The sequence below is a fragment of the Stenotrophomonas sp. YJH_SMC_82 genome, assembly GCF_059368875.1.
In genome coordinates this window covers 215352-242071 of the sequence record NZ_JCAFSE010000003.1, presented here as the reverse complement: position 1 = coordinate 242071, position 26720 = coordinate 215352, and the positions used below count along the sequence as shown (strand labels likewise).

Genomic DNA, 26720 nt, shown 5'->3' with positions numbered 1-26720 from the left:
ATGTTCCGAGGGTGCTTCACCACAGCAGCAACGCACCAACGGGCAAGCGCTGCACGCGCAGTCCCGCCTGCGCGGCCACGGCGACGATGGCCGTGTCCGGTTGCTGCAGGTGGAACAGGCCACTGACCCGTACGCGTGCGCCCTGCCCGCCCAGTACCCAGACCGGGCCACGACGGTAGCGCGCCAGGTCGGCGATGGCCTGCGCGGCCGGCCGATCATCGATCACTACCTCGCCACGCCGCCACGGCGCCATGCTCTCCGGATCTTCCAGCTGCACCGGCTGCAGCCAGTGCCCGTCACGGAACGCGCGTGCCTGTCCGGCATGCAGACGCTGCACGCTGCCATCGCCCGGGCGCACATCGACCACACCCGCGCTGACCTGGGTGGTGACCGTGGTATCCAGCATCGACACGCTGAAGGCAGTGCCGATGTCACGGACCAGGCCGTCCGCTGCCTCGACCTGGAACGGGCGAGCCTCGTGCGCTACCTGGAACCAGGCCTGGCCGCGCAGCAGGCGCAGGTGGCGCTGCCGGTCATCGAACGAAAGTGCCAGCGCGGTGCCGGCATCGAGTACCGCCGTGCTGCCATCGGCCAGCTGCACCACTCGTGGCGCATCGCTGCTGCGCACATCACTGCGCGCCAGCAGCAACGCATGCGGAGCGGCCGCGACCATCAGCACCACGGCGGCAGCCGATGCCAGCAGCCACGGCAGGCGACGGCGCGGTGCGATCGGACGCAGCCCCTGGCGGTCGGCGGTCAGCTCGGGCAGCGCGGCCAGCACCTCGGGCCCGGCAGCGTCCAACCGCTGCCAGAAGGCCTGCTGCTGGCGCCAGGCCAGCGCATGGCGCGGATCGGACTGCAGCCAGCGCTGCAGGGTGCGTTGCTGGCGTTCCGGCAACGGGCCTGCACTGCACCGTATCACCCAGCGCAACGCCTGCCTGGCCTGACGCGGCGAGGGTTCGGACGTGGTCATGGTTGTGGCCTGCCGCACCGCGAATGGGTGCGCTTTCCTGTTGTGACAACGGCGGGCACGATCTGCCCACGGCAATCGCCGCTCATCGGCCCATTCCCCGCTGCTGTTGCTGGATCAGCAGCGCTGCGCGCAGCACATGCTTGCCGACCAGGCTCTTGGAGATCCCCAGGCGCGCGGCAATCTCGCGTTCGCTCAGGCCCAGGTAGCGGTTGAGCACGAAGCACTCGCGTACCTGGGCCGGCAGGGCCAGGATGGTCTGGGTGATCTCGCGCAGCTGCGCCTGGTCCAGCGCCTGCGCCTCGCCGTCGTGGCCTGCCTCGGCCATGCCGGTGGCGTACTCGGCCATCGCGCGCCGCTCGCGGGCGTCGGCCTGGCTGCGGTTGAGCGCGTGGTGGTAGGCCATCCGGTACAGATAACCGCGCGGCTCCAGGATCGGTGGATCACCGGGCACGCTGCTGGCCTTCAGGTAGAGGTTCTGCAGGGTGTCCTCGGTGCTGGCCGGGTCGAGGTAGCGCGCGACGAAGCGGGACAACGCACGGCGCTCGCGGATCAGCAGCTCGACCAGCGCCAGGGCATTGGGAGACATAGGTGCCAAGGCCGGACCGGGGAATGATGGGCGTGATGGCGACGGTCCGGACGTGGATTGTGGGCTGCGGGGCCGCAGGCGGCAAGCCGCGCCACGAAAGCATCATCGACGCATGGCGTGGATGGAGGATCTACGGTTCCTCCAGCGCCTCGAAGCGTTCGGCGAGGTAGTCGATCAGCGCACGCACCGCAGGCAACAGGCCGCGTCGCGACGGGAACACCGCGTGCACGATGCCGTGCTTGGGCACCCACTCCGGCAGTACCGGCACCAGCGCGCCACTGGCCAGCTCGTCGCTGATCATCATCCGCGGCAGCATCAGCAGGCCCACCCCGGCCACCGCGGCGGTGCGCAACGCGATCATGTCATCGCTGACCAGCCGCGGGCGATGGTGCACGCTGGCCAGCACATCGCCCGGCCCGGTGTATTCCCAGGCATGCTGCTGGCTGGGCGATGCCAGATCCACGGTCGGCATCATCGCCAGGTCGGCCGGCACCTGCGGCGTGCCCAGCCGCTGCAGCAGCGCCGGGCTGGCACTGGTGCACCAGACCCGGCGCGCCAGCACGCGTACCACCAGGTCACTGTCCTCCAGCGGCGGCGGCCGCACGCGGATCGCCACGTCCACACCCTCGCCCACCACATCGACGCGCCGGTTGGTGGCGTCCAGCTGCACCGTCACCTGCGGGTGCAGGGCCAGGAAATCGGCCAGCATCGTGCCAATGCGCGCGTGCAGGATCGCGATCGGGCACGCCAGGCGGATGGTGCCGCGCGGCTCGGCACGTGACATCGCAATGGCTTCCTCGGCCGCTTCGGCTTCGACCAGCATGGCCTTGCAGTGGCGGTAGTAGTCCTGGCCGACCTCGGTGACCGAGAAACGCCGGGTCGAACGCTGGATCAGGCGCACGCCCAACCGTTCCTCCAGCAGCGCGACGCGCCGGCTCAGTTTCGACTTCGGCATCGCCAGCACCCGGCCGGCCTGCGAGAAGCCGCCATGCTCGACCACCATGGCGAAGTAGAACAGGTCGTTGAGGTCACAACGGCGGATATCTGCGATGAACACGGGGCGATCTCCTGCGGCCACGGCCTGCAGACATTGTTCACCAGATAGGACTATGACGGCAAATATTGGCGTCTACCGGCCTTATTGTCACGGCAATATCGTCTTCGCAACGAAGAACAGCGGCCGGCATCCCCGGCCAGGAGATCGCCATGAAGCGTGTCACCGGTACCTACAGCGCCCCGCGCCCGCACTGGGTGGGCGACGGATTCCCCGCCCGCTCGATGTTTTCCTACAACACCCACGGCCAGCACCTCAGCCCGTTCCTGCTGCTGGATTATGCCGGCCCGTACACCTTCGCCCCCAGCAATACGCCGCGTGGCGTCGGCCAGCATCCGCATCGCGGATTCGAGACCGTCACCATAGTCTATGAGGGTGAGGTCGCCCACCGCGATTCGACCGGGGCCGGCGGCACCATCGGCCCGGGTGACGTGCAGTGGATGACGGCTGCCTCCGGCATCCTCCACGAGGAATTCCACACGCCGGAATTCAGCAGGCGCGGCGGCACGCTGGACATGGTCCAGCTGTGGGTGAACCTGCCGGCGCGCGACAAGATGGGCGCACCGGGCTACCAGACCCTGCTCGACCCAGAGATTCCCTCGGTGGATCTGCCCGATGGCGCCGGCCGCGTGCGGGTCATCGCCGGCCGCTTCCACGGTCATGCCGGCCCGGCGCGCACCCACACGCCGATGGATGTCTGGGACATCCGCCTGCAGCAGGGCCACCACACCGACCTGCCGGTGGCCGAGGGCCGCACGCTGGCGCTTGTGGTGCTGAAGGGTACGGTGCGGATCAACGGCGGCCAGCCGGTCGGCGAAGCGCAGCTGGTCACCTTCGACCGCAGCGGCGAGGACGTGTTCGTCGACGCCGACAGCGACGCCACCGTACTGCTGCTCAGCGGTGAGCCGATCGACGAGCCGGTGGTGGGCTATGGCCCGTTCGTGATGAACAGCCAGGCCGAGATCGCGCAGGCGGTCAACGACTTCAACAGCGGCCGCTTCGGCCAGATCGCGCACTGATCGTTTCAAAGCGGCGGGCGATGGCCCGCCGCACCCTCCGGGCCATCGCCCGCTTTTTCCAGGAGACTGACCATGAGTACACCCGCCAACTTCAACGGTGCCCGCCCGGTGATCGATCCGGACAACGCCGCGATGCTGCTGATCGACCACCAGAGCGGCCTGTTCCAGACCATCGGTGACATGCCGTTCACCCGCGTGCGCGCCCACGCCACCGCGCTGGCCAGGATGGCCACGCTGGCAAAGATGCCGGTGATCACCACTGCCTCTGTTCCGCAGGGCCCGAACGGCCCGCTGATCCCGGAGATCCACGACGCAGCCCCGCATGCCCGGTACGTGGCGCGCAAGGGCGAGATCAACGCCTGGGACAACCCGGAATTCGTTGCCGCAGTGAAGGCCACCGGCCGCAGGCAGCTGATCATTGCCGGCACCATCACCAGCGTTTGCATGGCCTTCCCGTCCATTGCCGCCGTTGCCGATGGCTATCAGGTGTTCGCGGTCATCGATGCCTCGGGCACCTATTCGAAGATGGCCGAGGAGATCACCCTGGCCCGGGTGGTGCAGGCCGGCGTGGTGCCGATGGACACCGCCGCGGTGGCCTCGGAGATCCAGCGCAGCTGGAACCGCGACGATGCCCAGCAGTGGGCCGAGGTCTACACGAAGATCTTCCCGAACTACCAGCTGCTGATCGAAAGCTACCTGAAGGCGCAGGACGTGCAGAAGAACCACGAGCCGCTGGATTCGCAGCGCAGCTGACCTACGCCCGGGGTGCCGGCCCGCTGTCGGCACGCCTCTCAACCGGAGACCCATCATGTCCAGTGAACCGATCCGCGACCCGGCCAGCGATCATCTGCTGACCCCGCAGAACTCCGCCTTCATCATCATCGACTACCAGCCGGTGCAGGTGAACTCCATTGCTTCGATGGACCGCCAGTTGCTGGTCAACAACATCGTCGGCACTGCCAAAGCCGCAGTGGCTTATGGCCTGCCGATCGTGCATTCGACGGTGAACGTCAAGACCGGCCTGAACAAGCCGCCGATTCCGCAGCTGCGCCAGGTGCTGGGTGACTATCCGACCTACGACCGCACCACCATCAATTCCTGGGAAGACGTCCAGTTCCGCAGGGCGGTGGAAGCCACCGGCCGCCGCAAGCTGATCATGACCGCGCTGTGGACCGAGGCCTGCCTGACCTTCCCGGCCTTGGATGCGTTGAAGGAAGGCTATGAGGTGTATGTGGTGGTCGACGCCGTCGGCGGCACCTCGCTGGCCGCGCACGATGCCGCGCTGCGCCGCATCGAACAGGCCGGCGGCCAGCTGATCAGCGTGCCGCAGCTGTTCTGCGAGCTGCAGCGCGACTGGGCCCGTTCGGAAACGGTGCCGGCCTTCATGAACCTCTTCATTGAAACCGGCGGTACGGCGGGCATCCAGTTCTCGTACGATCGTACCGAGTAACCGGGTGGCGGCGCCGGTCTTGGCTGGCGCCGCCTTTGGGGAGCCGTCGAGCATGGCTCGAGGCTACAGTGGGTTTAATCGAGCGTGGCTCGACGCCATGGATAGATGGAGAATGTGATGGCCTACGCACGCATTGTTTCGACCGCCGACAATTACCTGCACCACATCAGCAATGGCAGCGTCGATGTGGATGCGGACGAGCCCGCCTCGTTGGGCGGCCAGGGCAAGGGCTTCGCGCCGTTCGACCTGTACCTGGCCTCGCTGGCGGCGTGCACCGCCATCACCCTGCGCATGTGCGCGCAGCGCACGGGCTGGGACCTGGGCGAGTTCCATGCCGAGCTGCGCTCGGAACGTGATGAGGACGGACGCCTCCACGTGCACCGCGTGCTGCATGCCAGTGCCGAGCTGAGCGATGCGCAGTGGCAGCGATTGCTGGAGGTGGTGGAAAAGACCCCGGTGACCCTGGTGATGCGCGAAGGTGCACGCATCACCAGTGAGCGTGGGGCGGCGGCGTAACAGAAGGCTCAGCGCCGTGAATGCAGCACTGGCGTCGAGCAGGCTCCGTGGAGCCAGTCACCCATCAGGAATCAATAAATCGAACGGACCACCTCATCCACGCCTGGGGTCAGAGCCCGTTGCGCAGCAACGGGATCCGACCCCGTGCCGGCCCAGACGTGTCGACCAAGGTCGACACCCACCAGGAGCAGTTCATGCCGTTCCGGCAGATTGCGGGGAACTGTCGAAGGCGGGGTGGGTCTGGTTGCAGGGGCGTCCGCGGCATGAATGCCGCGGCCAAGCCCCCATGGAAGGGTTTACGGCGTCCCCTGCAACCGGACCCACCCCGCCATCCAACGGAATGCACGCTGTTGCTTCGGCTGTTGCTTCGGCTGTTGCTTCTGGGGTTGCCGGCCAGCGGCCGGCACTACCTGCGGGTGCCGGGCGCCACCCGCGCGGAAACCCCCGCCCTTCACAGCGGCAGCTGGGTCGTCTGCTTGATCCGCTGCATCGGAATCTCGGTCTTGGTGTTCTGCACCCCGGCGATCCGGTTCAGGTGCTGCATCTGGAACTGCCGGTAGGCATCAAGGTCGGCCACCGCCACCCGCAGCAGGAAATCGCAGTCACCGGCCATCAGATGGCATTCAAGCACTTCCGGGAAAGACTTGATGCTGTTGATGAAGTGATTGGTGGTGTCCTCGTCCTGCCCGCGCAGCCACACGCGGACGAATACCGTGAAGCCACGGCCCACCTTGGCCTCGTTCAACAAGGCCACGTAGCGGTCGATGTAGCCGCCTTCCTCCAGCAGCCGCACCCGACGCAGGCAGGCCGACGGCGACAGCCCGACCAGCCGGGCAAGCTCCAGGTTCTGCAGGCGGCCGTCGCGCTGCAGGGCGTCGAGGATACGCCGATCGAGGTTGTCGAGCTGATACTGCATGGGATTTCGCCCTTGTCACTTCTGGCCGCATGAAATATCAATCATCCAGAATCCAGTGGCATCAACGCAACCCGATTTCGCGATCGGACCGCTAGCATGGGCCACCCCCACCTCGTTGTGCCGTTCCATGGACGCCCGTACCACCCTCCCCCTGCCCGACACCTGCGATACCGCGCCGCGTGCCGAATTCCTGCGCGGCCTGCGCGCCGCCGTGCCGGTGATGATCGGTTTCATTCCCTTCGCCCTGGTGCTCGGCGCGCAGGCCGCCCAGAAAGGCCTGAGCGTACTGGAAGTGCCACTGATGACGGGCCTCAACTTCGCTGGCGGCTCGGAGTTCGCCGCCGTCGAACTGTGGACCTCGCCACCGCACATCGCACTGATCGTGGCGATCACCGCACTGGTCAACAGCCGCCATCTGCTGATGGGCGCCAGCCTGGCCCCACTGCTGCAGCACCTGCCGCGCCGCCGGGTGCTGCCGGCGTTGTTCTTCATGTGTGACGAAAGCTGGGCGATGGGCGTGGCCGATGCGCGCCGCCGTGCGCTCGGCTTCAGCCTGGCCTATTACCTGGGCGTCTCCGCGGGCCTCTACACCGTCTGGGTGGCCTGCACCGCGCTGGGTGCGATCGTCGGGCCGCTGCTGGGCGACATCCACGCCTACGGCTTTGACATGGCCTTCCCCGCCGTGTTCCTGGTGCTGCTGCGCGGCATGTGGCAGGGCATGAAGGCCGCGCGCCCGTGGCTGGTCAGCCTGGTCGTGGCCGCCGCCACCTATCTGCTGATCCCGGGTGCGTGGTACGTGGCCAGCGGCGCATTGGCCGGCCTGGCCGCCGCCTGGCTGCTGGCGGAGGACGCAGCGTGATCTTCAACGGCCTGATCCACTGGTCCTCGGTGCTGACCATCGTGCTGATGGCCGCCGCCACCTACCTGACCCGCATCGTCGGCTTCCTCGCGCTGCGCAACCGCACGCTGGGCAAGCGCGCGGTGACGGTGATGGAAGCCGCGCCGGGCTGCGTGCTGATCTCGGTGATCGCTCCGGATTTCGTCGCCGACAAGCCCGCCGACCTGGCCGCGCTGGCGATCACCCTGCTGGCCGCCACGCGGCTGTCGATGCTGCCGACGGTGCTGATCGGCGTGGCCTCGGCCGGGCTGCTGCGCTACCTGATGGGCTGACTGCGGTGCGCCGGGCAAAGGCCCGGCGCTGGCCAGTCATCGCAGCACCGCCTGTACGCGCGCTGCCGTCAGGCGCTGCTGCTGGCCGCAAGCAGGCACAGGCTGCGCGGCGGCAGGGTCCAGGCACCTGCTTCATCCGGCTCCAACGGCGTTTCGTCGGTCTGCAGCAGTACGCGCCGGAACGACAAGGCTTCATCCGACACACTGAACCGCTGCGGCTGGTCTCCGGCGTTCAACAGCAGGGCCAGGCTGACATGCCGCCCGGGCTCGCGCAGGCCGCTGTCCGGGCTGCGGCCGTCCAGCACGATCAGCAGCGCACGCAGCCCTGCGTCATGCCAGTCCGCTTCCTCCATGCTGCGGCCGTCAGGATGCCGCCAGTCGATATCGCGCAGGCCCAGCGCTTCATCGTATTCGCCGCGCAGGAACCGGTTCCTGCGCAGCAGGCCATAGCGTCGGCGCAGCGACAGCGCCCGGCGTACGAACGCCACCTGCGCCTGTGCAGCCGGCGATGCCGCACGCTCCCAGTCGATCCAGCTCAGCGGGTTGTCCTGGCAGTAGGCGTTGTTGTTGCCCTGCTGCGAATGGCCGAACTCATCGCCGGCCAGCAGCATCGGCGTGCCCTGCGCGAACAGCAGCGTGGCCAGCAGGTTGCGCATCTGCCGCGCACGCAACGAGAGGATCGCCGCATCTTCGGTGTCGCCCTCCACACCGTGGTTGCTGGAGAGGTTGTGCGAGTGGCCATCGCGGTTGTCTTCGCCGTTGGCCTCGTTGTGGCGATCGTTGTAGCTCACCAGATCGTGCAGGGTGAACCCATCGTGCGCCGTCACCAGGTTGATGCTGGCCGAGGGCCGCCTGCCATGATGTTCGAACAGGTCGGCCGAGCCGGTGAAGCGCGTGGCGAATTCCGGCAACTGGCCGCCATCGCCGCGCCAGAGCGCGCGCACCGTATCGCGGAAGCGGTCGTTCCATTCCGCCCAGCCCGGCGGGAACTGGCCCAGTTGATAGCCGCCCGGGCCGATGTCCCATGGCTCGGCAATCAGCTTCACCTGGCTCAGGATCGGGTCCTGGCGTACCGCATCAAGGAAACTGCCCGAGGCATCGAAGCCATGCCGCTCGCGGCCAAGGATGGTGGCCAGGTCGAAACGGAACCCATCCACCCGCATCTCGGTCACCCAGTAGCGCAGCGAGTCCATCACCATGCGCAGCGCGCCGGCATTGGTCAGGTCGAACGTGTTGCCGGTGCCGGTATCGTTGATGTAATAGCGGCGATCATCGGCCAGGCGGTAGTAGCTGGCATTGTCGATGCCCTTGAAGGACAGCGTAGGGCCCAGCTCATTGCCTTCGGCGGTGTGGTTGTAGACCACGTCCAGGATCACTTCGATGCCGGCACTGTGCAGCCGCGCGACCATCTGCTTGAACTCGGCCACGGTGCCCAGCGACAGGTAGCGTGGCTGCGGCGCGAAGAAGCCGATGGTGTTGTACCCCCAGTAGTTGCGCAGCCCGCGCTCGAGCAGCTGCTGGTCATCCACGTAGGCATGCACCGGCAGCAGCTCGATGGCGGTCACCCCCAGATGGCTGAGGTGGTCGACCACCGCGTCGTGGCGCAGGGCAGAGAAAGTGCCGCGCTCGGCCTGCGGAACATCGGGGTGCTGCATGGTCAGTCCGCGCACGTGCGCTTCGTAGATCACGGTCCGGTCCCAGGGCGTTGCGGGTGCACGTTCGACACCCCAGCTGAAGGCCGGATCGATCACCGCGCAGCGTGGCATGTAGCTGGCGCTGTCGCGGCGGTCGAAACTGAGATCGCCATCGCGGTGGCCCAGGGTGTAGCCGAACAGGTGCGGCGCCCACTTCAGCTCGCCGACGATCTGCTTGGCGTAGGGGTCCAGCAACAGTTTGTTGGGATTGAAGCGATGCCCCTCCTCCGGCGCATACGGGCCGTGCACCCGATAGCCATAGCGTTGCCCGGGCCGCACGTCCGGCAGGTAGCCGTGCCAGATCTCGTTGGTGTACTCAGGCAGGACGATGCGCTCGACTTCACGGTTGCGCGCATCGAACAGGCACAGCTCCACCCGGGTGGCATGCCGCGAGTACAGCGCAAAGTTCACGCCCAGCCCGTCCCACGTCGCGCCCAGCGGGAACGGCCGGCCTTCGCGCACGCGTGAGGTCTGCGTCCACTTACGGCTGGCCATCGGTGCCCTCCTCGCCGCGCGCCGCGGCAATCTCGGCCTCCACCAGGCGCTCGGCCATGTGCCAGTGCCGCTGCTGCTGGTCGTCCGGGCGCCCCTCCGCTTCCCAGATCTGGTGGGCCAATGCCTCAATCCGCTGCCGTCGTTCCCTGCTGTCCATCCCTACCTGTCTCCTCGTTGATCCATATCGCCAGCGGGCTGCCAGCCAGAAGCCTGCCCACGTCCGCGGTTGCGTTGAAATGTTCGATGCGCCCGTCCAGGAGGTTGCGCATGGGGCCTGTCGGCACACCGTGCAGTGCTACGCCGGTGCCGACGTCGTGCGCGGCGTGCAGGCTGGGCCCAGGCACGGCGGCGGGCGAACCCCGGCGCACGATCACCAGCAGCACCTGCGCCTGATGCCTGCGCGTGAACGCCAGCCACGGCGAGCGCGCAGGCGCGGACAGCGGCTGCAACTGGCCATGCAGGAACAGGTGCGGGTGCCTGCGGCGGCACTCCAGCAATTGCCGCAGCAGGAATGCCTTGATGCCACCGTCCCCCCAGTCTTCCAGCAGCGCGGGCCACCCGCGCGTATCGCGCAGCCACGCCTGCCGCGCTGGATAGTCCACGGCACGCCGGTTGTCCGGGTCCACCAGGCTCAGGTCCCAGCCTTCCCCACCCTGGTAGAGGTCGGGCACGCCGGGCAGGCAGTGCTGCAGGCACAGCTGCGCCAGGCCGTTGCAGGCGCCGGCCGGCGCGATGCGCGCCACGAACGTCGCCAGCGCCTCGCGCACCGGCTGCAAGGGCGCTGCGTCCAGCAGCGCGTGCAGCCACTGCGCGGCGGCCTCCTCCACGGCCACATCCGGGTCTGACCAGCTGCTGACCCGCTTGCCCTCGCGCAATGCCTTGGCCAGCCATTGCACCATCCTCGAGGCGAAGTCGGCGCCAGGGGCACCGTGCATCGGCCATGCGGCCACGAGCGCCTGCCACAGTGCGTAGGCCTCGGCACCCGGCAATGGCATCGGCGCGCCGGCGCGGGTCAACATCCGGTTCCAGCGCCGCACAGCGTCCCGCCATTCGAACGTGCAGGTACTGAGAACCGCCAGCCGTGCCCGGCTGTCGGCGCCGCGCTTGTGATCGTGGGTCGCAAGCGCAAGCAACGCCCTGGGGTGGCGACGCAGGCGCGCGGCGGCGTGTTCCAGCAGCGCGCGCCCCTCCATGCCCAGCCGCTGCGGATCACTGCCGACGTCGTTGCGCGAGAGCAGCCTGAAATAGCGATAGAACCCGGTGTCTTCCACCGACTTGGCATTCAACGGCGCGGCCAGTTGACCGAAACGCGCACGCAGCACGCGCTCGGCCTGCGCCTCGCCGGCAAGCGCTGCCAGCAACAGGTCCAGCGCCGCGCGTGCGGCACCGTCCAGTGCCTGGCGCGCTGCGGCGGAAGCGTCCGCCAGCGCCTTTCGTTCACCCGCCCCCTGCAGCGAATAGGGCCGGTAGGTGCGGTAATGCCCCAGCACGGAAGCCAATGCGCGGGCCAGCGCAGCCACTCCGATATCGGCTTCGGCCAGCCGCGGCTGCAGGACCTGCTGCGCGCTGCGCAGCAGCCGCTGGAAGTCGGCATGAAGGCCCTGGCGCAGCAACATGGCGCGGGCGTCCTGCTGGATCCGGTCGAAGCTGCGCGGGTCACCGCCCAGCGCCTGCCACGTGCGCGAGAGCGCGGGTGCAGCCGCCGGATCGTGCAACCAGGCACCGGCCTGGTCCATGAAGTCATAGCCGGTGGTGCCGTCGCAGGCCCAGCCGTCGGGCAGCTGCTCGCCCTCGGCCAGTATCTTCTCCACATGCAGGCTGACGGTCTGCGGGTCACGACCGCCGGCCGCGCAGGCGGCGTCGAGCGATTCACGCAGGCGCTGCAGGTACGCGCCCGGGCAGGACAGGCCATCCACGTGGTCGATGCGCAGGCCGTCCACCCATCCCTCGCGTACCAGCCGCAGCGGCAGCGCATGCACTGCCTCGAACACATCCTCGCGCTCCACCCGCAGCGCGGCCAGTTCGTTGATATCGAAAAAGCGCCGGTAGTTCACCTGATCGCCGGCCGTGCGCCACCAGGCCAGACGGTAGTGCTGCCGCTGCAGCAGCGTGTGCAACCGTTCAACGCTGCGGTTGCAGCGTTCGGCCCACGCCGGCCACTGCGCGGGTTCCAGCGGATGGCTGCGCGGCGACAACGGCAATGCCAGGCCATGGTGGCGCAGCACGGGCCGCGCGTTGTCCACCACCACGCGCACCACGCCGTCGCGTACCGCGTCGTGCAACGGCCGGTCCAGTACCGGCAGCCAGAGCCGGCCCTCGCAGCCCGGCGCCTCCCACTCGATGTCAAACCAAGCTGCGTGCGGGCTTCGAGGCCCGTGCATCAGCACATCGCTCCACCACTGGCTGTGCGGGGACGCCGCCAGATGGTTGGGCACGATGTCCAGGATCAGGCCCATGCCGTGCGCGCGCGTCACTTCCGCCAGCTGCCGGAAGCCCGCTTCACCGCCCAGTTCCGGATTGATGCGAGCCGGGTCGATGCCATCGTAGCCATGCGTCGACCCGGGCACCGCCGCAGCGATCGGTGACAGGTAAAGGTGGCTGACGCCCAGCGCGGCGTAGTACGGCACCTGCGCGGCAGCCGCCCCGAGGTCGAAGCCTGCGTGCAGCTGCAGGCGCGCGGTGGCACGCAACCCCGTCATTGCCCGGCCCTGCGGCGCGTGGCACTCAGGCGCGCCACGCGCGCATCGGCCGCGTCAGCATCCCACGTCGGCGGCAGGCGGCGGCGCCAGTTGGGATGGCCGCCGACGGTGCCTGGCAGGTTCACCTGTGCGCGACCGCCCAGCGCGTCTTCCAGCGGCAGCAACGCCAGCCGGGACGCCGCGTGGGCGACCAGAGACAACGCCCTGGCGTCCAGCGGCGCGCCCTCGCCGCCAACCACCGCAGACAGTGCCTGCGCGTCGCTGGCACGCGCGCGCAGTGCCGCTGGCAGATCCGCCAGCTCACCCAGGCGTGCGCGCCAGCGCAGGTCACGCCCGCGCAGCCAACCGGCCAGCGGTGGCAGGTCATGGGTGGAGGGCATGGCCACTGCATCGCGGCGCCACTGCGGCGCCGGCAGGAAGCGCGCGCCGTTGCGGGCAAACGGCAGCACCTCGATGCCCAGAATGCCCCGGGCTGCCAGCCGCTGGCGCATGCCCGGCGGAACCACGCCCAGGTCTTCGCCGATCAGCACGCAGCGATGCCGCCAGGACTCCAGCACCAGCAGGTTGATCAGATCATCGAACGGATAGCGCAGGTACACGCCCTGCCCGGCGTCCGCGCCACGGGGCAACACCCACAGCCGCAGCAGGCCCAGGATGTGATCGATGCGAAGCCCGCCGCGGCCGGACATCACGGCGCGCAGCACGCGAAGGTAGGGGGCGAAGCCCTCGCGCAGCAACGCCATCGGTGACCAGCTGGTGATGCCCCAGGCCTGGCCGAGCGGATTGAACGCGTCCGGCGGCGCACCCAGCTCAAGTCCCTGCAGCAGATCAGCCCCCCCGGTGCGTGCCTCCACGCCCTGCGGCGCGCAGCCCACGGCCAGGTCGGCAATCAACCCGATCGAAGCGCCCTCGTCGCGCAGCGTGGCGTGTACCTGCGCCCAGCCCTGCTGTGCCAACCACTGCGCAAACGCGTGGTCGTCCGCGCTGCCGGTGAACCGGTCGGCGGCATGCTGGCAATAGTGCCGTAGCGGATCGCCCTGCATGGCACGCCAGGTTTCGATCTGTGCGTGCTGCGACGGTGCCTGCGCTGCAATCCATTGGCGAACCTGCCGTATCCAGCGCCACTTCACTGCCGCCGAGTGCGGCCAGTCAATGCGACGTGCGGCAGTTCCCGCTTCCACCGCCGCCGCCAGCGCCTCGTCCCCGCCCAGCACGCTGTTGGCGGCATCGGGCAATACCTGCGGCAGGGAGACCTGCAGCGGGTCGAGCCAGCGCCGGTCGCTGGGCGAATAGGGGCTGTAGCCTGGGCCCGGTGGCATGCCCGCGTGCAGCGGGCTCAACGCCAGTGCGTCGCCGCCGTGTCGGTGCAGCAGCTCGCTCCATCGTGCACAGCCGGCACTGTCACCGATGCCGGCATCACCGGGCGCGCGCAGGCTGTAGACCTGCGCCGACAGGCCCCAGCCGCGCAGCGTGCCCCGCGGCCACCAGGCACGCTGTGGCGCCACCGCAACCGCCTGTTGCTGGTCGCCCCGGCGCCACTGCCAGTAACCCGGCTGGTCCGGCACGCGCCAGCGGCCCTGCGCATCGGCACGGGCGGGCAACGCTGCGCCCTGCTCATCCACCCAGCACGCTGCGCCGGCTGCCTCCGGCATCACCAGCAGCTGTCCGCAGCAGGCCGTGCGCAGGCCAGCGTGCTCGGGCACCGCCTCGCACTGCAGCCCCTCCAGCACGGCGCGCAGCACGTCCGGCGCGACCTCGCGCGCGGCACCGGCCACGTCGGTCCAGCGGACCAGCAGGCCCGCACGGCGGGCCGTCTCCCGCACCGCTGCATCCGTATTCATGCGGCGACCCAGCAGGCCAGCACGCCGCCGCCTGCCGGCAGCATCCCGGCAGCGTCCGGCCCCACGACGCACTCGCCGGCCGGCACCGCATGCGCCACCGGCGCAGGGCCCACGTTGATCGCGATCCACCATTGGCCCGATGGCAACTGCCAGCCCGCCTGCACCGCGCCTTGGCCCAGCTCGCGCGCGCCCAGCGACCGCGCCTGCAGCAGGCCCGGCTGCAGATAGCGCCTGCGCAGGTCGAGGAACTCACCCGTGCAGCGCAGCCAGTGCTGCGACCAGGGATCATCGCCGGGCGGCGGCGTGTACGACGCCTGCAGGGTCGCCGCATCGTTCGGGTCCGGAATACGCGCGCGCGCGGCGGCGTCGGCAAAGGCGCTGAAACCAGCGAACTCACGTCGACGCCCTTCACGCACCGCCTCGTCCAGCGGCGGCGCGTAGTCGGTGAAGAACAGGAACGGCGATTGCGCCTGCCACGGCTCGCCCATGAACAGCAGCGGGATCATCGGCGTCAGCAGGGTCAGCGCCAGCGCCGCGCGCAGCGGCGCAGGATCGGTCAGCATCGACAGGCGCTCGCCGAAAGCGCGGTTGCCCACCTGGTCATGGTTCTGCGCGAATACCACAAAACGCGCGGGCGACAGGTCGGCGCTGGGTTCGCCGCGGGGATTGCCGCGCAGGTCCGGTTCACCCTGCCAGGCGAATCCCTCGGCCAGGCAGCGCGCCAGCAGTGCTTCGGCGCGACCGGCATAGGCCGCGTAATAGCCTTCCTGCTCGCCGGTCAGCATCACGTGCAGCGCATTGTGGAAGTCATCGTTCCACTGCCCCTGGTAGGCGCCGCGCAGCCACCGCGCCTGGTTGCGCTCGTTCTCCAGCACCAGGTGCGCGTGCGGGGCCACCGCACGTACCTCATCGGCCAGCTGCTGCAGGAAACGGTCATCGTCAATGGCGTGCACCGCGTCCAGGCGCAGGCCATCGAAGCCGTAGTCGCGCAACCACATCAGCGCGTTGTCGATGAAAAAGCGCCGCACCCAGGGCTGGCAGAAGTCGATGGCCTCGCCCCACGGCGTGCTGCGGTCGTCACGGAAGAACCCGCGCGCGTAGTCGCGCAGGTGGTTGCCCTGTGGTCCGAAGTGGTTGTAGACCACATCCAGCAGCACCGACAGCCCTGCATCGTGCGCCGCTTCGATGAAGGCCCTCAGCGCTGCCGGCCCGCCATAGGCATGGGCCGGCGCATACGGGAACACGCCGTCGTAGCCCCAGTTGCGCTGGCCGGGAAACTGCGCGACCGGCATCAGTTCAATGGCGGTGATGCCCAGCGCGGCCAGCATCGGCAGTTGCGCGGTCAACGCCGCGAAGCCGCCCCCGGCCTCGATATGCACCTCATAGATCACCAGGTCCTGCCAGGCATGCCCCTGCCGGGCAGGCCGCGCTGCCTCCGTATCCAGCACCACCGCGCTGTCGCCGTCGATGCCGTCCGGCTGCCAGCGCGAGGCCGGGTCGGGCACGTCCTGGCCAGAAGGCAGGCGGAACCGGTAGCGGTCACCATGCGATGCCGGTATTCGCAGCCAGTGGCAGCCATCCGGGTCGCGCTGCATCGGCCGCTGGGTGCCTTGCAGGCACAGCGCCATCGTCCTTGCGCCCGGTGCCCACACGCGGAACTCCACCCCGTCACCGGCCACCGGCCAAGCGCCCAGGCGCGGGGCCACTGTGGTCATGCATCAACCTGCAGGTAGAGCGTGGACAGCGGCGGCAGCGTGAGCCGCAGCGACTGCGCGTGGCCGTGCATCGGCCTCGGCTCGGTATGCACTGCGCCGAGGTTTCCCGCATTGCCGCCACCGTAATACGCGCTGTCGGTGTTGAGCCGTTCGCTCCAGCGCCCCGGTTGCGGCACCCCGACCCGGTAGCCGTCGCGACGCAGCGGGGTGAAGTTGCTCACCACCAGCAGGGTGCGGCCGCTGCCGGCAGGATCCCGGCGGATGAAGGCGTAGACGCTGTTGCGACTGTCGTCCGCCACGCTCCAGTCGAAGCCGCGTTCGTCGCGTTCGTCGCGATGCAACGCAGGTTCGGCGCGGAGCACGTTATTGAGGTCGCCCACCAGGCGCGACAGGCCTTGGCCCTCGTTGCTGGCCGCCCGTGCCCAGTCCAGTGCCGCATCGTGCGACCACTCATGGCCCTGGCCGAACTCGCCGCCCATGAACAGCAGTTTGCTGCCGGGGTGCGCCCACATGAAGCCGTAATACGCGCGCAGCTGGGCCAGCCGCTGTGCCGGCTCGCCCGCCATCTTGGCCAGCAGCGCGCCCTTGCCATGCACCACCTCGTCGTGGGACAGCGGCAGCACGAACCGTTCGGAGAAGGCGTAGACCAGGCCGAAGCTGATCTGGCTGTGGTGATGCGAACGATGGACCGGATCGCGCCCCAGGTACTGCAGGGTGTCGTGCATCCAGCCCATGTTCCACTTGTGGGTGAAGCCAAGCCCGCCCTCCTCCACCGGCGCTGTCACCCCCGGCCACGCGGTGGATTCCTCGGCGATCACCAGCACGTCCGGGAAGCGCTCCCGCAGCGTCTGGTTCATCCGCCGCAGGAAAGCGACCGCCTGCAGGTTCTCGCGCCCGCCCTGCTCGTTGGGTACCCACTCCCCCTCGGCACGGCTGTAATCCCGGTACAGCATCGACGCTACGGCGTCCACGCGCAGACCGTCGACATGGAAGCGCTCCACCCACTCCAACGCACTGCCGATCAGGTAGGCGGCCACTTCGTTGCGGCCGTAGTTGTAGATCAGCGTGTCCCAGTCGGCGTGCACCCCTTCGCGCGGGTCGGCATGCTCGTACAGCGCGGTGCCATCGAACCCGGCCAGGCCATGCGCATCGTTGGGGAAGTGCGCGCTCACCCAGTCCACGATCACTCCCACGCCGGCCTGGTGACAGCGGTCCACGAAGCGTGCGAAGGCCTGTGGCGTGCCATGGCGTGCCGTCGGCGCGTAGATCCCCAGCGGCTGATAGCCCCAGGAACCGCCGAAGGGATGCTCGCTCACCGGCAACAGCTCGATATGGGTGAAGCCAAGACCGGCCACGTACGGAATCAACCGGTCGGCCAGGGCATCCCAGTCCAGCGGCGCACCATCGTCGCTGCGCTGCCAGGAACCGGCATGCACTTCGTAGATCGACAGCGGTGCGCAGGTTCCGGCCAGGCGGCGGGCCGCCAACCAAGCATCATCGTGCCACTCCATTGGCCCAGCCGAAGGCACCCGCGATGCGGTCGCCGGTGGCAGCTCGGCCCAGCGCGCCATCGGATCGAACTTGTCGGGCATCACCCGGCCGTCGGCGCCGACGATGCGGAATTTGTAGCGGGCACCGGCCTGCACGCCCGGCAGGAACAGCTCCCACACGCCGGCGGTGTGACGCAGCCGCATCGGATGGCGTCGGCCGTCCCACCCGTTGAAATCGCCAACCACGGCGACCCGCTGGGCATTGGGCGCCCACACCGCGAAGCGCACGCCCGCAATGCCCTGCACCTGCATCGGCACCGCACCCAGCTGCCGCGCCGCATCGGCATCACCGGCATGGAACCGCTGCAGCAGGGCTTCGTCCAACAGTGGACCGAACGCATAGGCATCGTGCACCTGCTCCACGCCCTGTTCGAAATGCAGGGCAAGCAGCGGTATCGCCGCGTCACCGGCCGCGCCCTCGAACAGGCCGGGCAACGGGCCAGGGGACAGGTTCCAGCGCCGCCCATCGTCTGCAATCACCTCGACGCGCTGCGCATGCGGCACCAGCACGCGCAACTGGCGTCCGCCTTCTGGCTGGCGATGCGGGCCCAGCCAGGCGAATGCATCGGCCGGGCGCGCGTGGACGAGGTCCTGCAGCGCCGGGGCGATACGCTGATCCAATCCCGTCTCCGTGATCGCTTCATCCTCCAGGGCGGCCAGATGCAGGCTGTCGTGGCTCATGCGGCCACCTGGCAGGTCTGCTGGTACAGGGCCAGATACGCGCGACCGGCCGCATCCCAGCCACCCGGCCGCAGCATGGCGGCGCGGCGCATGGCCTGCAGCAGGCCGGGCAGGCGGAAGGTGCGCATCGCCCGTTCCACGCAGCGGCGCAGGCCATCGGCATTGGCGCCGTGGAACAGGAATCCGGTCACGCCATCCTCGACGGTATCCACCAGCCCGCCGGTCGCGTGTGCGATGGGCAGGCAGCCGAAGCGCTGCGCGTACATCTGGCTCAGCCCGCAGGGTTCGAAGCGTGAAGGCATCAGCAGGAAGTCGGCGCCGGCAAACATCTGGCGGGCCAGCGCCTCTTCGAAGCCGATGAATGCGCCCACCCGTCCGGGGTAGCGCCGGGCCAGCGCCTGCACCTGCGCTTCCACCTGCGGCTCGCCGCCGCCGATGATGACCAGCTGGCCGCCGGCCGCCACGATCTGCGGTGCCACGTCGCAGGTGATGTCCAGGCCTTTCTGGTGCACCAGGCGGGAGACCACCGCGAACAGCGGGCCGGTCGACGGCGCCAGCCCGAACGCCTTGCGCACCGCATGCGCGTTGGTGGCGCGCCCGGTCCATTCGCCGATGCCGAAATGGGCCTTGAGGTGGATGTCGCGGCGTGGATCCCAGCTGGCGTCGATGCCGTTGACGATGCCACTCAGGTGTCCGCCGGCCGCCCGGCGCGCCAACAGGTCATGCAGCCCGCAGCCGTCATCCGGGGCGGTGATCTGCTGCGCGTAGCGCAGGCTGACCGTGTTCAGCCGCGTGGCATTGGTGATGCCGCCCTGCAGGAACGACATCTGCCCGTGGAAGTGCAGTTCATCCAGGTGTTCGGCCGGCACGCCCAGCACCGGCGCAAGCGCGTAGGGAAACAGCCCCTGATAGGCCAGGTTGTGGATGGTCAGCAGGGTCGGCACGGCTGTCCGGTCCCAGCGTACGTAGGCGGCAGCCATGGCCACCGGCCAGTCATTCAGGTGCAGCAGCTGCGGCGCCCAGTCCAGCCCGGCGCGCCCGGCCGCAATCTCCGCAGCCGCATGCGAAAGCGTGGCGAAGCGGACCGCGTTGTCTTTCCACTCCTGTCCCTGCCCATCCACGTAGGGCGAGCCCTCGCGCTCGTACAGCCCAGGCGACAGCAGCACGTAGATAGGAAGGCCGTCGGCCTGCACCGCCATGCCGATCGTGCACGCGGGCAACCCGGCTCGGGCGCTGACCCGCCCCACCGGTCGCAGCTGTGGCAGGCGCTGCAGAACCTCCGGGTAGCCGGGCAGCAGCACGCGCGAATCACATGCACCGCGCACCGCACGCGGCAACGCCGCGGCCACATCGCCCAGTCCGCCGGCCTTGATGAAGTCGGCCATCTCGGTGGCGACGAACAGCACGCGCTGCACCAGTTCTGGGAGATCCAACGGTTGCGAGTGGCCGCGGCGAGTGCCGATCGGCACGGGCGTGAGCGGAGAGATCGCAACGGGTGAAGCGGACTGGGCGGCGCGGGCCATGGGGATGATCTCGGATGCTTCAGGCAGACAGACGCCAGCGGCGCCCGGACGGGCGCTTGTGCTGGGAAGGAAGTCGACGCAGGACGTGGGGGACGTCAGCGAGAGGCTCAGGACGACAATAGCCCTCCATGCGATCAATCAACCGTGAAGCCATGGCGATTTCTTTGTGACAAGGCGTCATGAGCTCAGTACACATGACAGGCGCCCGCCTCCTGCCCGTGTCTCTCATGTAGAGCCGAGCCCGCGCCCGGCTGCCGGCAATCCCGTTTGCCCCGTGAGCCGAGCATGGGCTCGGCTCTACAGGGATTCTTCCTGCGACACCCGGTCGCAGGCCATCGAGCGACGCGCTTGACCAATGTCAAACCGCCCGCCGCCGCGCGGGCGTATTTCTATGCAGGACCCGAACACGCCGGCACTGCCGGCATCCACAAGGACCCTGCGATGAGCTACACCCCCGACAACGCCCAGCTGCTGAACGCCATGCAGAACGTCATGGTGATCTCCACCACCGACCTGCAGGGCAACATCACCTACGCCAATGACCTGTTCTGCACGCTCACCGGCTTCGCCCGCGAGGAACTGATCGGCCAGCCGCACAGCATCGTGCGCCACCCGGACGTGCCCAAGGCCGTCTACAAGGACATGTGGGACACCATCAAGGCCGGCAAGACCTGGACCGGCATCGTGCCCAACCTTGGCAAAGGCGGCGTGCTCTACGTGGTCGACACCACCGTGCAGCCGCTGTTCGACGCCGACGGCAACATCACCTCGTACATCAGCATCCGCCGCGTGGTGAACGACCTGATGCAGAACTACGACCTGGTCGAGTTCAGCAAGGAAAAGTTCGACGACTTCTACGAGGCCGCGTGAACGCTCTCCCGACCAGTACGCCCTTCAGCCGCCTGCTGGTGGGTTTTGCGTCCGAGTCGGGCAACGCCCGCGCCCTGGCCCAGCGCCTGGGCGCGGGCCTGCAGCTGCACGGGCCGCAGGTACTCCCGTTCAACGACATCGACGTGGCCAGTCTCGGCCAAGGCGATGTGCTGCTGGCAATCTCCAGCTCGTTCGGCGATGGCGAACCGCCGGCCAATGGCGAGCAGTTCTTCGAAACACTGCGCCAGATCCCGACGCTGCGCGGCCTGCGCTATGCGGTGTTCGGCCTTGGTGACACCGGCTACCCCAGCTTCTGCGGCTTCACCAAGGCGCTGGATGCTGCATTGAGCGAGCGCCAGGCCCAGCCGCTGCTGCATCGGGTGGACGCCGACCTGGGCTACGAGCAGTTCTTCCAGCAATGGCAGCCGGTGCTGGGCCAGGTGCTGGAGGGTGACCTCAGCGCTGGCCAGCACCTGCACCTGCAGGTCACCGCCTATGGCGAAGACAATGCCTTTGCCGCGCGCATCCTCGAACGCCGCCGCTTGAACAGCAGCGACCCGGCCGCGTGGCACCTGCAACTGGACATTGCCGGCAGTGGCATGGCCTATCGCGCGGGCGACACCCTGCACGTAGTAGCCGAGAACGATCCTGCCCTGCTGCAGGCATTGGCCACCTGGTACGGCGACACCACCGCCGTGGCCGCCCTGCACGACCGCGAGCTGCGCCTGCTGAGCAAGGGCGTGCTGCGCGAACTGGCCCGGCTGGGCGGTAGTGAGGCACTGAAGGGCCTGCTGAAGGTCAGACAGAAGCGCGAGCTGGACGCCTACCTGCACGGCCTGGACCTGCTGGACGTGCTGCAGGACCACGCCACGCCGGACAGCGTGCCGCTTGCCCGGCTGCGCGAACTGCTGTCACCGCGGCTGCCGCGCGCCTATTCGATCGCCTCGCACCCGTGCGACGACCAGCTGAGCCTGTGCCTGCGCGAAGTGCGCTACACCCTGCGCGGCCGCGAACGCTTCGGCACTGCCACCGGCAGCCTCCTGCATGGAGGCGACCATGCCCGTGTGTACTGCCGCTCCAACCCCGGCTTCCACCTGCCCGATACCGGCGAGGCACCGCTGCTGCTGGTCGGTACCGGTACTGGCATCGCACCCTTGATGGGCCTGCTGCAGGAACTGCAGGCCAACGCCTGCGAACGCGAAGTGCACCTGGTGTTTGGCGAGAAGCACCGCCAGCACGACTACCTGTACCGTGACCAGCTGCTGGACTGGCGCACGCGTGGCGTGCTGGCCGGCCTGCATACCGCGTTCTCGCGCGATGGCGCCGAAAAGATCTATGTGCAGCATGTGCTGCAGCAGCGCGGCGATGAAGTGCGCGATGTGCTGGCCCGCGGTGGGCATCTGTACCTGTGCGGCAACAAGCGCCACCTGGAAAGCGCGGTGCGCGAGGCCATCGATGCCATCGGCGGTGAAGGCCACTGGGACACGCTGCGCAATGAGGGCCGCACGCACTGTGAATTGTACTGATCCGTTGATCCTGTAGAGCCGAGCCCACGCTCGGCTGCTGTTGGCGTTGTCGCGCAGAGCAGCCGAGCATGGGCTCGGCTCTACAGGTGCAGGTCAACCGTCGACAATGCGGCCGTCCACCACGCGCGCCACCTGCTGGCCGAACATGGCCACATCCTGCGGGTCATGGCTGATCAACAGCAGCGGAATGCCGGTCCTGTCCAGCACGGTCTCCAGCTCCTGGCGCAGATGATGGCGAAGATCATGGTCCAGCGCGGAAAACGGTTCATCCAGCAGCAGCGCCTGCGGCTGTGTCACCAGCGCGCGCGCCAGCGCGGTACGCTGGCGCTGTCCGCCGGAAATCTGTGATGGCAGCAGATCGCCCACCGTGTCGATGCGGAAGGCGTGCAACCACTGTTCCACCGCGTCGAAGCGCTGGCCGATCCGCGGATTCAACCACCCCTTCTGCAGCCCGAACGCCACGTTCTGGCGCACGCTCAGGTGCGGGAACAACGCGTAATCCTGGAACACGTAGCCCAGCCGACGGCGCTGCGGTGGCAGGTCCACGCCGGTGGCCGCGTCGAACAGGGTCTGCCCCTGCAGGCGCACATGGCCCTGGCCTGGCCGCAGCAGCCCGGCCACCGCCTTCAGGGTCAGGCTCTTGCCGGCGCCGGAGGGTCCGAACAGCACCACCTGCCGCTGCGTGCACTGCAGCGATACGTCCAACACGAAATCCTGGCCGGCCGCCTGCAGGCGACGCTGCACCTGCAGGTCAAGCCACATCACGCAGCTCCCGGCGACGTCCGCCCACCAACCGCGCAGCCAGCAACAGGATCACGATGCAGACCACCGAGGTCAGGATCACCAGCGCATTGGCCTTGCCGTCCTGACCGGCCTGCACCGCCTCGTAGATGGCGATCGACAACGTCTGCGTCCGGCCCGGAATGCTGCCGGCCACCATCAACGTCGCGCCGAATTCGCCCATCGCGCGTGCAAACGCCAGCAACAGGCCGGCAAGAATGCCGCGCCAGGCCAGCGGCAGCGTGACGCGGAGGAACACCGCCGCTTCGGACACACCCAGCGTCCGCGCGGCCTGCTCCAGCTGTCCGTCCACTTCCTCGAACGCCGCGCGTGCCGGCTTGAACACCAGCGGCAGCGAAGCCACCGCCGCCGCAATCACCGCAGCCTGCCAGGTGAACACCAGGTTGATGCCGAACCACGACTGCAGCCACGCGCCGATCGGGCCGTTGCGACCGATCAGCACCAGCAGGTAATACCCCAGCACCGTTGGTGGCAGCACCATCGGCAGGGTCAACAGCGAATCCAGCAGCTCACGGCCGGGAAAGCGCCGACGCGCCAGCAGCGCGCCCAGCGCCACGCCCAGCACCAGGTTGGCCGCGGTGGCCCAGCCGGCCACCTTCAGCGACAACCCCAATGCACTCCAGTCCAGATCCATGCGTCAGGGCTTGCCGAATCCGTGCCGGGCCAGGATCGCCTGGCCCTGCGCCGAACGCACAAAGGCGACAAACCGCTTGGCCTCTGCCGGCTGCGCGCTGGCCCTGGTCACCGCCAGCGGATAGGCGATGCGCCCGGACACCGGTACCGCGAAGGCACGGCGTACCCGGTCCGGCATCGCCTGCGCGTCAGTGGCATAGACGAAGCCGGCATCCACTTCACCGCGCGCCACGTAATCCAGCGACTGGCGCACGTTCTGCGTGGTGATGATCCGGCCCCGCACCGACGGCCACAGGCCGGCCGCTTCCAGCGCGCCCTTGGCATAGCGGCCGACCGGCACGCTGTCCGGGTTGCCCAGTGCGATGCGTTGCACGCCGGCACCGGCCAGGTCCTTCAAGCTGCGCGGCGCGGCCCTGGCCTGCGGCGGCGCCACCACCCACAGCGCGTTCACCGCGAACACCGCGCGGCTGCCGGCCGCCAGCAGGTCCTGCTGCTGGGCCTGGTCCATGGTGGCTTCATCGGCCGACGCGAACACATCCACCGGCGCGCCGCGGCTGATCTGCTGCAGCAGTACGCCAGAGGCGGCGAAGTTGAAATCGACCCTGGTTCCCGGGTGCGTCTTCTCATAGGCCGCACCCAGTTCGCGGAAGCTCTCGGTCAGGCTCGACGCCGCCGACACCGTCAGGTCGGCCGCCCAGGCCGGTACCGTGGCCAGCAGGCCCAGCCACAACAATGCCACTCGCTTCATGCCCAGCCCCCTGCCTGATCAGTCCAGTCCGGTGTCCCGGGCTACGGCCAGTTCCGCCAGCCGGTCCGGGTCCAGCAACAGCATCTCACGTTGGTTCACCGCAATCACACCGTCGTCGCTCAAGCGGCGCAGTACCCGGCTCACCGTCTCCGGCGCCATCCGCAGGTAGTTGGCGATCTCGGTGCGGGCCATGCTCAGGTTGAAACGGGTGGCGGAGAATCCGCGCCGGGCATAGCGCTCGGAAAGATCCAGCAGGAACGCCGCCATGCGCTCCTCGGTGCGATGGTTGGCGGCCAGCGTGGCGACCTTGCCGATCTCGGCGCTGAGCAGGCTGAACAGCCGCGCCTGCAACCCCGGCATGCGCGTGGCCAGCAGGCTCAATCGCGGAAACGAGATCCGGCACAGGTAGACGGTGTCCAGGGCCACGGCGTTGCAAGGGAAGCGCGCGCCGTGGATGGCATTGAGCCCGATCACCTCGCCCGGCAGGCTGAAACCCAGCACCTGCTCGTTGCCCTGGCTGTCATCGACGAACGTCTTGACCATGCCGGCACGCACCGCGGCGATCGAGTCGAATGGATCGCCGGCACGGAACAGGTAGTCGCCGGCCTGGAACGGGCCGACGTGGTCGACCAGCACATGCAATTCGCCCAGCGCGGTCTTGTCGTAGCCCTGCGACATGCAGGCGTCGGAGAACGCACAGGTGCTGCAGAAGTGCAGCGCGTCTCCGTCATCGGCTGCTGCCGGATTGGGCGTGGCCGGCCGGGACGCAGAGGGAGCGGAGGGGTTCAGAGGCATTGCAGCGAGGCAGGAACGAAGGCCCTCATCATACGACAGCGCACCGCCCGGCCCTGCGCAACGTGCACCTACTCTGGCGCGGGTTCGGAACGCCGCTGCGGGCCACGCTGCCGCATGCTGTCGCGCACGTCCACGTCGAACTGCAGCTGCAGCATGCTGTCGTCATCCAACGCGATACCGAAGCCCAGCCCATCCCGGCAGGGCAGCCTGCCCGCCAGCGACTCAACGGCCTGGCGAGGCAGTACCAACCGGCAGAATGTCCCGCCATCGAGCAGCACCGCCTGATCGCCGGCATGCAGCGACAGCGCCACGCCCCAGCCACCGCTGCCACCAAAGCGCGTCAGGTTCTCCACTGATTCGCCGGCCAGCAATCCTGCCAGTTCTTCTTCATCCACGCGCAGGCGCATCGATTGCTGTTGCAGCTGGACCTTCATGCTGTGATGGACTCCCATTCCGACGGGGTGTTGCAGTTGAGCAGCAACGCCCGATCCTCCGGTGCCAATGGCAGCCGGATTACGCCCAGGCGTTGCTGCAGGGCGCGCAGTGAACGGCGCGCCGTCGGATCCTCAATCAGCTCCTGCAGCACGCGGCGGCAATGATCATCGATCCGCAACCGCATAGGCAACGGTTCATCGTCGAATACCGTGCAGGCACGCCCTTGATCGGCCTGCAGCCGCTGCAACAGCGCGGGTGTCACCCGCGGCGTATCGACCGGCACCACCCAGGCGGGGCCGTCTGGCATCTGCATCGCCACACTGTAGAGGCCGCCCAGCGGGCCGCAGCGTGCGACCCGGTCCGGGATGCCACCAAAAGCTGGGTAGTCGCCGCTCACCCATACCCTCCCGGCGCCGGCCTGCAGCAGCAGGCCGCGCATGTGTTCCAGCAGCGTGCGGCCGTGCCAGGGCAGCAGCGCCTTGTCGCGGCCCATCCGACTGGACAGGCCGCCGGCCAGCACGATGCCATCAATGGGGATGTTCGTGATCGTGCGCATGGTCATGGCCGGGTTCGCCGTCCGCATGGCACAGGCTGCAACCCTCGCTCCACGCGCTGTCGCCGTCCTCGTAATGCTCCTGCTTCCAGATCGGGCACTGGTGCTTGACCACCTCGATCAACTGCCGGCAGGCGCGGAACGCCTCGTCACGGTGCGGGCTGCCGGCGGCCACCACCACCGCCACATCGCCGATGCCAAGCCGGCCCTTGGCATGCGCTACATACAGTTTCAGCTTCGGACCGAACGTGGCTTCGACCTCGGCGGCCAGGCGCTTGAATTCGTTCAGCACCAGCGGTTCGAACAGATCGTAGGTGATCCCGGTCACCCGCCGGCCCACGTTGACGTCGCGCACCTTGCCGATGAACACATCGATGCCGCCGAAGCCCGTATCGGAAACCGCCGCGATGCCCTCGGCCGGATCGATTGCCGCCTGCGCGCGGTCCACGACCTTGGCGATGATCGTCTCGCTCATCG

26 protein-coding genes are annotated in these 26720 nt (G+C 68.6%); 8 read left to right on the top strand and 18 right to left on the bottom strand.

Going from position 1 to position 26720, the window contains the following annotated elements:
* Window positions 1-16: 16 nt before the first annotated feature.
* The 3 genes from AC5P53_RS13795 to AC5P53_RS13785 all read right to left on the bottom strand — a co-directional run bounded on the left by AC5P53_RS13795 (window position 17) and on the right by AC5P53_RS13785 (window position 2616).
* Window positions 17-973, bottom strand: coding sequence for a FecR domain-containing protein (locus AC5P53_RS13795; protein WP_241886912.1), 957 nt, complete (start codon window positions 971-973; stop codon window positions 17-19).
* An 82-nt stretch (window positions 974-1055) separates the two neighbouring features.
* The gene (locus tag AC5P53_RS13790) at window positions 1056-1559 is read right to left on the bottom strand and encodes an RNA polymerase sigma factor (protein WP_014647349.1); all 504 of its coding nucleotides are present in this window, start codon (window positions 1557-1559) and stop codon (window positions 1056-1058) included.
* A 130-nt stretch (window positions 1560-1689) separates the two neighbouring features.
* Entirely contained in the window at window positions 1690-2616 is a 927-nt protein-coding gene (locus AC5P53_RS13785; RefSeq protein ID WP_241886913.1) for a LysR family transcriptional regulator, read from the bottom strand.
* Window positions 2617-2765: 149 nt separating this feature from the next.
* On the opposite strand from AC5P53_RS13785, the gene AC5P53_RS13780 reads away from it, so the two are divergent.
* From AC5P53_RS13780 to AC5P53_RS13765, 4 genes are all read left to right on the top strand, one after another.
* Window positions 2766-3632: a pirin family protein gene (locus AC5P53_RS13780; protein WP_241886914.1), complete on the top strand. Its 867-nt coding sequence runs from the start codon at window positions 2766-2768 to the stop codon at window positions 3630-3632.
* 72 nt (window positions 3633-3704) lie between these two features.
* Window positions 3705-4385: a hydrolase gene (locus tag AC5P53_RS13775; RefSeq protein WP_014647352.1), complete on the top strand. Its 681-nt coding sequence runs from the start codon at window positions 3705-3707 to the stop codon at window positions 4383-4385.
* 55 nt (window positions 4386-4440) lie between these two features.
* On the top strand, window positions 4441-5082 hold the full coding sequence (locus tag AC5P53_RS13770) for a hydrolase (protein WP_032962577.1): 642 nt from the start codon (window positions 4441-4443) through the stop codon (window positions 5080-5082).
* 117 nt (window positions 5083-5199) lie between these two features.
* The gene (locus tag AC5P53_RS13765) at window positions 5200-5598 is read left to right on the top strand and encodes an OsmC family protein (protein WP_241886915.1); all 399 of its coding nucleotides are present in this window, start codon (window positions 5200-5202) and stop codon (window positions 5596-5598) included.
* A gap of 451 nt (window positions 5599-6049) precedes the next feature.
* Here AC5P53_RS13765 and AC5P53_RS13760 read toward each other — a convergent pair whose 3' ends face one another.
* Window positions 6050-6514 carry an Lrp/AsnC family transcriptional regulator gene (locus AC5P53_RS13760; RefSeq protein WP_005413654.1) on the bottom strand — a complete coding sequence of 155 codons (465 nt, stop codon included), beginning with the start codon at window positions 6512-6514 and terminating at the stop codon, window positions 6050-6052.
* A gap of 127 nt (window positions 6515-6641) precedes the next feature.
* Between AC5P53_RS13760 and AC5P53_RS13755 the strand changes: the two genes are divergently transcribed.
* Both AC5P53_RS13755 and AC5P53_RS13750 read left to right on the top strand, forming a co-directional pair.
* Window positions 6642-7373, top strand: coding sequence for an AzlC family ABC transporter permease (locus AC5P53_RS13755; RefSeq protein WP_046430980.1), 732 nt, complete (start codon window positions 6642-6644; stop codon window positions 7371-7373).
* A complete protein-coding gene (locus tag AC5P53_RS13750; protein WP_014647378.1) occupies window positions 7370-7684 on the top strand; it encodes an AzlD family protein in 315 nt (104 codons plus the stop codon). Before AC5P53_RS13755 ends, AC5P53_RS13750 begins: the two co-directional genes overlap by 4 nt.
* A gap of 68 nt (window positions 7685-7752) precedes the next feature.
* On the opposite strand, the gene glgX is transcribed toward AC5P53_RS13750, so the two are convergent.
* Genes glgX through glgA form a run of 7 tightly spaced genes read right to left on the bottom strand, consistent with a single transcriptional unit; the run spans window position 7753 to window position 19882 of the window.
* Entirely contained in the window at window positions 7753-9873 is a 2121-nt protein-coding gene (gene glgX / locus AC5P53_RS13745) for a glycogen debranching protein GlgX (protein ID WP_241886916.1), read from the bottom strand.
* The gene (locus AC5P53_RS13740; RefSeq protein WP_014647380.1) at window positions 9860-10030 is read right to left on the bottom strand and encodes a DUF2934 domain-containing protein; all 171 of its coding nucleotides are present in this window, start codon (window positions 10028-10030) and stop codon (window positions 9860-9862) included. Before AC5P53_RS13740 ends, glgX begins: the two co-directional genes overlap by 14 nt.
* Complete coding sequence (treY, locus tag AC5P53_RS13735; RefSeq protein WP_241886917.1) at window positions 9999-12572, bottom strand: malto-oligosyltrehalose synthase; 2574 nt, start codon at window positions 12570-12572, stop codon at window positions 9999-10001. The genes AC5P53_RS13740 and treY overlap by 32 nt, the downstream gene beginning before the upstream one ends.
* The gene (locus tag AC5P53_RS13730) at window positions 12569-14413 is read right to left on the bottom strand and encodes a 4-alpha-glucanotransferase (protein WP_241886918.1); all 1845 of its coding nucleotides are present in this window, start codon (window positions 14411-14413) and stop codon (window positions 12569-12571) included. Before AC5P53_RS13730 ends, treY begins: the two co-directional genes overlap by 4 nt.
* Window positions 14410-16128, bottom strand: coding sequence for a malto-oligosyltrehalose trehalohydrolase (treZ, locus tag AC5P53_RS13725; protein ID WP_241886919.1), 1719 nt, complete (start codon window positions 16126-16128; stop codon window positions 14410-14412). The genes AC5P53_RS13730 and treZ overlap by 4 nt, the downstream gene beginning before the upstream one ends.
* Window positions 16125-18359 carry a 1,4-alpha-glucan branching enzyme gene (locus AC5P53_RS13720; protein WP_164110448.1) on the bottom strand — a complete coding sequence of 745 codons (2235 nt, stop codon included), beginning with the start codon at window positions 18357-18359 and terminating at the stop codon, window positions 16125-16127. Before AC5P53_RS13720 ends, treZ begins: the two co-directional genes overlap by 4 nt.
* A complete protein-coding gene (gene glgA / locus AC5P53_RS13715) occupies window positions 18356-19882 on the bottom strand; it encodes a glycogen synthase GlgA (RefSeq protein ID WP_080354736.1) in 1527 nt (508 codons plus the stop codon). The genes AC5P53_RS13720 and glgA overlap by 4 nt, the downstream gene beginning before the upstream one ends.
* Window positions 19883-20323: 441 nt before the next feature.
* On the opposite strand from glgA, the gene AC5P53_RS13710 reads away from it, so the two are divergent.
* Together AC5P53_RS13710 and AC5P53_RS13705 are read left to right on the top strand one after the other, a co-directional pair.
* On the top strand, window positions 20324-20752 hold the full coding sequence (locus AC5P53_RS13710) for a PAS domain-containing protein (RefSeq protein WP_005409905.1): 429 nt from the start codon (window positions 20324-20326) through the stop codon (window positions 20750-20752).
* Window positions 20749-22278, top strand: a complete 1530-nt coding sequence (locus AC5P53_RS13705; protein ID WP_241886920.1) for a diflavin oxidoreductase — start codon at window positions 20749-20751, stop codon at window positions 22276-22278. The genes AC5P53_RS13710 and AC5P53_RS13705 overlap by 4 nt, the downstream gene beginning before the upstream one ends.
* 93 nt (window positions 22279-22371) lie before the next feature.
* On the opposite strand, the gene AC5P53_RS13700 is transcribed toward AC5P53_RS13705, so the two are convergent.
* From AC5P53_RS13700 to AC5P53_RS13670, 7 genes are all read right to left on the bottom strand, one after another.
* On the bottom strand, window positions 22372-23040 hold the full coding sequence (locus AC5P53_RS13700) for an ATP-binding cassette domain-containing protein (RefSeq protein ID WP_241886921.1): 669 nt from the start codon (window positions 23038-23040) through the stop codon (window positions 22372-22374).
* Window positions 23030-23713 (bottom strand): molybdate ABC transporter permease subunit, encoded by a 684-nt coding sequence (gene modB, locus AC5P53_RS13695; RefSeq protein ID WP_046430995.1) that lies wholly within the window; start codon window positions 23711-23713, stop codon window positions 23030-23032. The genes AC5P53_RS13700 and modB overlap by 11 nt, the downstream gene beginning before the upstream one ends.
* A gap of 3 nt (window positions 23714-23716) precedes the next feature.
* The gene (modA, locus tag AC5P53_RS13690) at window positions 23717-24460 is read right to left on the bottom strand and encodes a molybdate ABC transporter substrate-binding protein (RefSeq protein WP_241886922.1); all 744 of its coding nucleotides are present in this window, start codon (window positions 24458-24460) and stop codon (window positions 23717-23719) included.
* An 18-nt stretch (window positions 24461-24478) separates the two neighbouring features.
* Window positions 24479-25255: a helix-turn-helix domain-containing protein gene (locus AC5P53_RS13685; RefSeq protein ID WP_241886923.1), complete on the bottom strand. Its 777-nt coding sequence runs from the start codon at window positions 25253-25255 to the stop codon at window positions 24479-24481.
* A gap of 68 nt (window positions 25256-25323) precedes the next feature.
* On the bottom strand, window positions 25324-25689 hold the full coding sequence (locus AC5P53_RS13680; RefSeq protein WP_014647390.1) for a hypothetical protein: 366 nt from the start codon (window positions 25687-25689) through the stop codon (window positions 25324-25326).
* The gene (gene mobA / locus AC5P53_RS13675) at window positions 25686-26252 is read right to left on the bottom strand and encodes a molybdenum cofactor guanylyltransferase (protein WP_134966348.1); all 567 of its coding nucleotides are present in this window, start codon (window positions 26250-26252) and stop codon (window positions 25686-25688) included. Before mobA ends, AC5P53_RS13680 begins: the two co-directional genes overlap by 4 nt.
* Window positions 26218-26718: a molybdenum cofactor biosynthesis protein MoaE gene (locus AC5P53_RS13670; RefSeq protein WP_046431002.1), complete on the bottom strand. Its 501-nt coding sequence runs from the start codon at window positions 26716-26718 to the stop codon at window positions 26218-26220. The genes mobA and AC5P53_RS13670 overlap by 35 nt, the downstream gene beginning before the upstream one ends.
* Between the last annotated feature and the right edge of the window lie 2 nt (window positions 26719-26720).

What these genes read in the sequence shown, in the direction of transcription:
- AC5P53_RS13795 (WP_241886912.1), bottom strand. Translation starts at nt 973, where the DNA reads ATGACCACGTCCGAACCCTCGCCGCGTCAGGCCAGGCAGGCGTTGCGC.
- AC5P53_RS13790 (WP_014647349.1), bottom strand. Translation starts at nt 1,559, where the DNA reads ATGTCTCCCAATGCCCTGGCGCTGGTCGAGCTGCTGATCCGCGAGCGC.
- AC5P53_RS13780 (WP_241886914.1), top strand. Translation starts at nt 2,766, where the DNA reads ATGAAGCGTGTCACCGGTACCTACAGCGCCCCGCGCCCGCACTGGGTG.
- AC5P53_RS13775 (WP_014647352.1), top strand. Translation starts at nt 3,705, where the DNA reads ATGAGTACACCCGCCAACTTCAACGGTGCCCGCCCGGTGATCGATCCG.
- AC5P53_RS13770 (WP_032962577.1), top strand. Translation starts at nt 4,441, where the DNA reads ATGTCCAGTGAACCGATCCGCGACCCGGCCAGCGATCATCTGCTGACC.
- AC5P53_RS13765 (WP_241886915.1), top strand. Translation starts at nt 5,200, where the DNA reads ATGGCCTACGCACGCATTGTTTCGACCGCCGACAATTACCTGCACCAC.
- AC5P53_RS13760 (WP_005413654.1), bottom strand. Translation starts at nt 6,514, where the DNA reads ATGCAGTATCAGCTCGACAACCTCGATCGGCGTATCCTCGACGCCCTG.
- AC5P53_RS13755 (WP_046430980.1), top strand. Translation starts at nt 6,642, where the DNA reads ATGGACGCCCGTACCACCCTCCCCCTGCCCGACACCTGCGATACCGCG.
- glgX (WP_241886916.1), bottom strand. Translation starts at nt 9,873, where the DNA reads ATGGCCAGCCGTAAGTGGACGCAGACCTCACGCGTGCGCGAAGGCCGG.
- AC5P53_RS13740 (WP_014647380.1), bottom strand. Translation starts at nt 10,030, where the DNA reads ATGGACAGCAGGGAACGACGGCAGCGGATTGAGGCATTGGCCCACCAG.
- treY (WP_241886917.1), bottom strand. Translation starts at nt 12,572, where the DNA reads ATGACGGGGTTGCGTGCCACCGCGCGCCTGCAGCTGCACGCAGGCTTC.
- AC5P53_RS13730 (WP_241886918.1), bottom strand. Translation starts at nt 14,413, where the DNA reads ATGAATACGGATGCAGCGGTGCGGGAGACGGCCCGCCGTGCGGGCCTG.
- treZ (WP_241886919.1), bottom strand. Translation starts at nt 16,128, where the DNA reads ATGACCACAGTGGCCCCGCGCCTGGGCGCTTGGCCGGTGGCCGGTGAC.
- AC5P53_RS13720 (WP_164110448.1), bottom strand. Translation starts at nt 18,359, where the DNA reads ATGAGCCACGACAGCCTGCATCTGGCCGCCCTGGAGGATGAAGCGATC.
- glgA (WP_080354736.1), bottom strand. Translation starts at nt 19,882, where the DNA reads ATGGCCCGCGCCGCCCAGTCCGCTTCACCCGTTGCGATCTCTCCGCTC.
- AC5P53_RS13710 (WP_005409905.1), top strand. Translation starts at nt 20,324, where the DNA reads ATGAGCTACACCCCCGACAACGCCCAGCTGCTGAACGCCATGCAGAAC.
- AC5P53_RS13700 (WP_241886921.1), bottom strand. Translation starts at nt 23,040, where the DNA reads ATGTGGCTTGACCTGCAGGTGCAGCGTCGCCTGCAGGCGGCCGGCCAG.
- modB (WP_046430995.1), bottom strand. Translation starts at nt 23,713, where the DNA reads ATGGATCTGGACTGGAGTGCATTGGGGTTGTCGCTGAAGGTGGCCGGC.
- modA (WP_241886922.1), bottom strand. Translation starts at nt 24,460, where the DNA reads ATGAAGCGAGTGGCATTGTTGTGGCTGGGCCTGCTGGCCACGGTACCG.
- AC5P53_RS13685 (WP_241886923.1), bottom strand. Translation starts at nt 25,255, where the DNA reads ATGCCTCTGAACCCCTCCGCTCCCTCTGCGTCCCGGCCGGCCACGCCC.
- AC5P53_RS13680 (WP_014647390.1), bottom strand. Translation starts at nt 25,689, where the DNA reads ATGAAGGTCCAGCTGCAACAGCAATCGATGCGCCTGCGCGTGGATGAA.
- mobA (WP_134966348.1), bottom strand. Translation starts at nt 26,252, where the DNA reads ATGACCATGCGCACGATCACGAACATCCCCATTGATGGCATCGTGCTG.
- AC5P53_RS13670 (WP_046431002.1), bottom strand. Translation starts at nt 26,718, where the DNA reads ATGAGCGAGACGATCATCGCCAAGGTCGTGGACCGCGCGCAGGCGGCA.